The sequence below is a fragment of the Microbulbifer sp. genome, from assembly GCF_051659245.1.
Taxonomy (GTDB): domain Bacteria; phylum Pseudomonadota; class Gammaproteobacteria; order Pseudomonadales; family Cellvibrionaceae; genus Microbulbifer.
In genome coordinates, this window is the sequence record NZ_JBOFOC010000079.1 from 1 (window position 1) to 6,223 (window position 6,223).

The following is a 6,223-nucleotide window of genomic DNA, read 5'->3' on the forward strand; positions in this document are numbered from 1 at the left end:
CAGAATGAAAAAACTATTTATACTCACTACCGCCATTATCGCCGTACTAGCCCTCACCGCCTGCGAACCCAAACGCGGCTCCGAAGCCTGGTGCAAAAAAATGGACGAAACCCCCAAAGGCGACTGGACCCTGACCGACGCCGGTGACTACACCAAGTACTGTGTACTCAACCAGAAACCCGAAGAAGAATAAGCGGAACCTGTTCCGTTGTTTTTCGCGGATGCCTACCAGCACTTCTTTCGCCCGCTCACCGGCAAATACCGCGAGCAGGTGGTGGAGTGCCTGCGCCTGCTGTACGAGCGCCTGTACACCGCCAAGGCGGACTACGGCGAATCCCTGGCGCGTGAGCAGATCCTGGAGATTTTCAGCGAAGCGCTGACCCGCGCCCCGCAGCTGGACAGCGACGACAATAATCCGGATTCCGAAGGGCGCTTTCGCAACCTGCGGGAGCAGGCGGTCTGGGTGCTGAACAGTTTGGTGGAGTACGGCTGGCTGGAAAAGCAGGTGGACAGCGCCACACTCAGCGCCAGCTACCCCTTCAGCCGCCGCGGCCGCCTGTTTACCCAACCGCTGGTGGAGGTGAACAGCACCCGCGTGCGCACCCGCCACCGCAATACCCGCAATACCCTCAATGCCCTGGAAGCCTTTGCCAGCCGTGGGGAAGTGCACGACCTGATCGACGCCTGGGAGTACTCCGAGCGCATCGTCGCCGACTTCACCGATATGATCGCGGAGCTGGAGGAGCGCAAGCGCGAACTGGTGCGGGAGGTGGAGGCGCAGTTGCTGGTGCAGCAGGCCACGGATGAATTCTTTTCCTTTATGGAGAGCCGTTTCCAGCCGGATCTGGCGATCCGCCTCTCCGCCGACAGCGTGGAAAAGCACCGGGACGCCATCGGCCGGGTGATTGCGCGTATCCGTCGCAAAGACAGGGAGCGCAAGGCACAGTGGGAGCGCCGTCTGCGCCAGTTGCTGCCGGAACTGGCGGAAGAGGGCCGCTCGCTGCTGTGGCTGATGCTGGACACCATCGAGGACCGCATGCGCCGCGCCTGCGAGGTAAAACTGCCGGCGCTGCGCCGCGCGCTGCAGGGCTTCACCAAGCGCGCGGACATCATTATCCGCCAGCTCAGCTATCTGCACAGCCAGTCCGAGGGCGAGTTTGCGGACCTGTGCCAGCGCCTCGGCGAGCAGCCGGAAAAAAAAGAATTGCTGGAGCGGCTCGGCGATCAACTGGGGGGATTCCAACTGCGCCTGTTCGACCCCGGGCAGACCCAGCTTTGGCAGCGCAGTCGCCGTCAGCCGGTGAACACCCGGGTGGAGGAGGAGGTGCCGCTGGCTGAGGAAAACCAGCGGGATATCCTCCTGCAGCAGTTGCTGGACCAGGCGTTCAATTTCAACGGTAGCGATCTGCGGAATTACCTGCAGGCCGCCCTCGGCAGCGGCCGGCGTATCAATAGCCGCGACCTGCCGTTAAAAGACGCGCGGGATCTGCTGGCCATGAGCCACGCGCTGGAAGCGGCCGCGGTCAACCAGGATTCCGCCGCGGCGCTGCGGGTGGAGTTTACCGGGGAGACTGCGGGCAATGACTACTTCGAGAAATTCGACGAATATACCCTGGAGTTGCAGGAAAGTGATTGAACAAGCCCCGGAGTTACCCGTAGGGTGGAATGGTCATTTATAGAGATACAAGAAAGTGATTGAACAGGCTTTGGAAGAAGCGTTGGCCCAGTGCCGTCTGACCCGCGGGGAATTTTCCGAGCTGCTGGTGCGCCTGCTGGACTACGGAGTGATCTGCCGGGAGGAGAGCCAGGTGGAGGCGCAACTCTACGACCGCTTCCAGCGCTGCGAGCAACTTATTCGCGAGTGGCTGGCGCCGCTGGGGCTGCGCCTGCAACACGACAGCCGCTTCCAGTTTATCCGCGTCTATCCGCCGGGTTCCGAAGTGCCGGGCCTGCCGGACCAGGAAGAACCCCACCACGGCGGCCTGCGCGCGCGCCTCAGTCAGTGGGAAGTGGCGGCGATTCTGGTATTGCGGGTGGAGTACGACAAGGCGCTGCGGGAGGGGCAGGTGGACGACAGCGGCTGTGTGGCCCTCTCCCTCGAGGCGCTGGAGCTGGGCCTGCGCAACCTGCTGAAGATGTCGCTGCCGGACAAGTTGGCGGAGCGTAAAAGTCTGTTAAAGAAACTGCGCCAGCTGCGCCTAGTGCAGTTTGCCGGCGACGACGCGGAACCCCTGGCGGAAACCTGGCTGCGGGTGCGCCCGACCATCGCGCACTTTGTCACCGAATCGACGTTGCAGCAGCTGCTGGAAACGGAGCCCACCCGCGAAACCGCAGCGCGTATAACACCGGAGAGCGAAGACCATAGCCTCTTCGTTGCCACCGAGTCCGAATAGTGGTTGTAGGAGCCTGCTTGCAGGCGAAAGGCTACGGAGTTCCGATCTTTTCGCCTGCAAGCAGGCTCCTACAGGCACCATCCCTGCATCTGTGATGGCAAAAAAATGTTTCTAAAAAAACTGATCCTGATCAACTGGGGCAATATCCCCCAGCTGGAATACGAATTCGGCCCCATCAACCTGTTTTCCGGCGGCAACGGCTCCGGCAAGACCACCGCGGCCGACGCTATCCAGACACTGATGACTGCGGCCCACGACACCCTGTTTACCTTCAATCCGGGGCAGGATGAAACCACCCAGCGCGGCCGCGGCGGTAAGCAGGTACGCACCCTGGCGTCCTACGTGCTGGGCTGTGACGACGGCAGCTACGCGCGGCTGCAGCCCACCGACTGCTATATCGCCGGGATTTTTTCTCCCACGGAAGGGGAGGACAGCGATCCCTTTACCTCGGTGATGGCGATCCGCGCCCACCTGGATAACAGCACCAAGCCGGCCCAGGCGCGCCAGGACGATCTGCGCTTCTTTATCTTTCCCGGCGAAGAGCTGGCCATCGGCGATTTTATCCGCGAATACAAGGACGGCAGGCACCTGCTGCCGCTGGACAAGTTCCACTCGGTGCTGGGCAAACAGTTTGCCAAGGTGGAGCAGTACGATAAAAAGAAAGCCTATCTGCGCCGCCTCTACGGCGCCCTGCGCGGCCGCCGCGATGCGGTGCCGGACCGCGAGGCCATGCACGCCGCGCGCACCTTTTCCAATTTCATGGCCTACAAGCCGGTCAAGAGCATCAACGATTTCGTCGCCCAGGAAGTACTGGAAAAGCGCGACCTGGGCGAGGCCATCCGCTCTGTCTCCGAGTTGATGAAAACCATTCACGCCATGGAGCAGGAAGCCCGGCAGATTGTCGAGCGGGTCGGCGCCCTGGAACAGATAGCCCAGTCCGCAAGCCTGTACCGCGAGCAGTGGTTGCAACTGCGTCTGCAGGAATATCTGCAGGCGCGCCACCGCCAGCTGCGGGTGCAGAAAACCTATCTCGCCGGCAAGAACAGCCAGCAGCAGTTGCGCGCCGATCTGGAGAACAATGGGCGCGAAACGCGCATCGCCGCCGAGCGCGCCGAACAGCTGAACCAGCAGCTGGTGGAATTGCAGGCCCAGCGCCTGGGTATCGACGCCCTGCGCAGCAAGGATGAACTGGAGCAGCGCATCGCCCGCGCACGCCAGCAGCTCTCCGGCCAGGGTGGGCCGCTGGCAACCCAGGAGCAGCGCTGGCAGCACAATCGCGATGCCGCTGGCGAGTTGCTGGAATTGCTGAACAGCTCCGCAGCGGAACTGGAAATTCCGGCACTGCGCAACAAGGCATTGGTCCAGTGTGTCAAACAGGTGAGCCGCGAGGAGGATCTGCCGGATCTGCACAAACTGCTGGGCAAGGACTGGATAGACCTGGCCGCCCTGGAACCCCTGCGCGAGCGCGCCGCCGGCAGCGAAGCGCTGCACAATAAACTTTGCGGTCTGCTGGCCGGCACAGACGCGGGTGAAACCTCGTTGCGCGAACAGATCAGTCAGCAGGTCTCCCGCTGGGAGCTGCAGGTGCAGCAGCTGCAAAAGCGGTTGCAGGCACAGGAGAGCCGCATCCAGCACCTGCAGGCCAACCGCGTGCGCTATCCGCAGTCGGTGGAGCAGGCCCTGGCGGCGATCCGCGAGCAGTGCCCTCGGGCCGAGCCGCGGGTGCTGTGCGATTATGTGGAAGTGATGGACGAGCGCTGGCAGATGGCCGTTGAAGGCTATCTCGGCGGTGCGCGCTTCTCGATCATCGTGGAGCCGGAGCACGAGGCCGCCGCCATTCGCATAGTCCGCAACCTGCCCGGCAGGAACAACCGCGCGCGGGTGATCCAGGGGGACAAGGCGCGCCGGGATGCGGAACGTGTGCCGCTGCCGAAAGATTCCATCGTCGAGCTGATGGAATTCAATCACAAAACCGCCGAATACTATCTGCGCGCCTCCTACGGCTCGGTGCTGCAGGTGCGCGATGAAAACGAACTGCGCGGCACCCGCCGCGGCCTTACCGCGGACGGCATGGCCAGCGGCAATTACAGCATGTGGCGCTGCGATATCGACGACGCCGAGCTGGTTTTCGGCCAGGGCGCCCGCGCCCGCGCACTGGCGGCCCAGCAGCAGGCGCTGGAACAGTTGCTGGCGGAAGCCGCGCAGGTGAACGAACAGCACCGGCTTTACCGCCGCGTGGCCTCCGCGGTGCGCGACCTGAATGGCCTGCAGTTGCTACCGGTGGTGGATGCGGCACTGGCGGCCCAGCGCGACTGGCGCAGTGCTGAACAGGCACTGGAAAACCTGGACCTGAAGGACTGCGAACAGCTGGAACAGCAGGTGGAGGAACTGAAGGTGCAGCTGCAGACTCAGCAGAAACTGCAGTCCGGCTTGCAGCACGACGCCGGCAAGCTGGAGCGGGATCTGGAAAATACCGGCAGGCAGCTAAAGGCACTTTCCACCGAGCTGGATACACTGGACGACGCCCTGAGCGATTGCGAGTCCGCGGTGCGTCGCATCGCCCGGATCACTCCGGACTACAATGCAGAAGAAAGCCTGGAACAGGCGGACGGGCAGGCGGAGCGCGCTGGCGACAGCTTTGATTTCGGTGCGGATATCGAAGAGATGCAGGGGCGCCTGGAAAAATACTGCCGCCAACTGGACCGATCAGTAATGGAATACAATGCCAGCACTGCCGCCGGCGATACCCTGGCCTTCGAGCCGGACCTGGGCGCCGGTCACAACGAGGCGCTGTTCAAGCTGGTGTGCAGCCTGCGCGATCAGGTGGAGGCGCTGCGCAACCGATTGAAAAACAATCTGCTGGTGGACCGGCACGAGCAGTTGATGGGCCTGAAGAAATCCTTCAACACCACCTTCGTCACGCATTTGTGCCACGCTATCTACCAGTCGATCAACGATGGCAAGCGGGTGTTGGACGATCTGAACAGGGAGCTGGAACACCACCGCTTCGGCGCCGATCGCGAGCGCTTCCGTTTCGCCTACAGCTGGGTGCCGGAATTCAGGGAGTACTGGAATTTCTTCAAGGCGGTGATCGAACTGCCGAACCTGGGCGAGGAGGAGAGCCTGTTCGACGCGCAGTTAAACCCCGCTCAGCAGAAGGTGCGCGACAAGCTGCTGAATATGCTGCTCAGCGAAGACGAGCAGGTTGCGCGGCGGGAACTGGACCGCATCAGTGACTATCGCAATTACCGCAACTACGAGATTTTCAAGGAGCCGGAGGGCAAGGAGCCGATTGCGCTGAGCCAGTACGGCACTGGCTCCGGCGGCCAGCTGGAGACCCCCGCGTACATTATCCGTTCCGCCGCGGTGACCTCGGCCTTCCGTTTCAACGAGGGCAGCAGTCACCTGCAGATGGTGCTGGTGGACGAGGCCTTCTCCAAGATGGATGAATCCCGCTCGCGGGAGGTGATCCGCTACCTGACGGAAACCCTGGGCCTGCAGTTGCTGTTCATTATGCCGAGCAGCAAGTCCGGCCCGTTTATGGACCTGATCTCCAATCAATTTGTGTTCAGCAAGTGCCCGAGCGCCAAGCCCATCGGCCAGCTCAATACCCGCGTCTATGTGGATCGCAAAATCTGCAACCGGGAGAAGATCGCCGAACTCTGGGCCAACCACCGCCGCACCATCCGCCGGCAGGCTTCGCTGGATTTTATGGAACTGGTGGAGGCATAGAAACTCCATCTTTGTTTTTGTTGTAGGAGCGGCCCATGGCCGCGATCAGGAGTAGGGCGCACCCTACCACTACGAAGCGAGGCCGATCGCGGCCATGG

General features: G+C 62.2%; 4 protein-coding genes. All 4 read left to right on the plus strand.

Features of this window, described 5'->3' with window-relative positions; translation table 11 throughout:
- Nucleotides 1-193 (plus strand): DUF3012 domain-containing protein (locus tag ACRC0P_RS08520; protein ID WP_438629870.1); only part of this gene is annotated, 193 nt, incomplete at its 5' end.
- Between the two features lie 15 nt (nt 194-208).
- Nucleotides 209-1,636: a Wadjet anti-phage system protein JetA family protein gene (locus tag ACRC0P_RS08525; protein ID WP_438629872.1), complete on the plus strand. Its 1,428-nt coding sequence runs from the start codon at nt 209-211 to the stop codon at nt 1,634-1,636.
- A gap of 55 nt (nt 1,637-1,691) precedes the next feature.
- Nucleotides 1,692-2,393 (plus strand): DUF4194 domain-containing protein, encoded by a 702-nt coding sequence (locus ACRC0P_RS08530; RefSeq protein ID WP_438629874.1) that lies wholly within the window; start codon nt 1,692-1,694, stop codon nt 2,391-2,393.
- A 105-nt stretch (nt 2,394-2,498) separates the two neighbouring features.
- Complete coding sequence (locus ACRC0P_RS08535) at nt 2,499-6,125, plus strand: ATP-binding protein (RefSeq protein WP_438629876.1); 3,627 nt, start codon at nt 2,499-2,501, stop codon at nt 6,123-6,125.
- Nucleotides 6,126-6,223 lie beyond the last annotated feature (98 nt).

Bases quoted from the DNA above. Each gene is read 5' to 3' on its own strand.
- ACRC0P_RS08535 (WP_438629876.1), top strand. From the start codon at position 2,499: ATGTTTCTAAAAAAACTGATCCTGATCAACTGGGGCAATATCCCCCAG.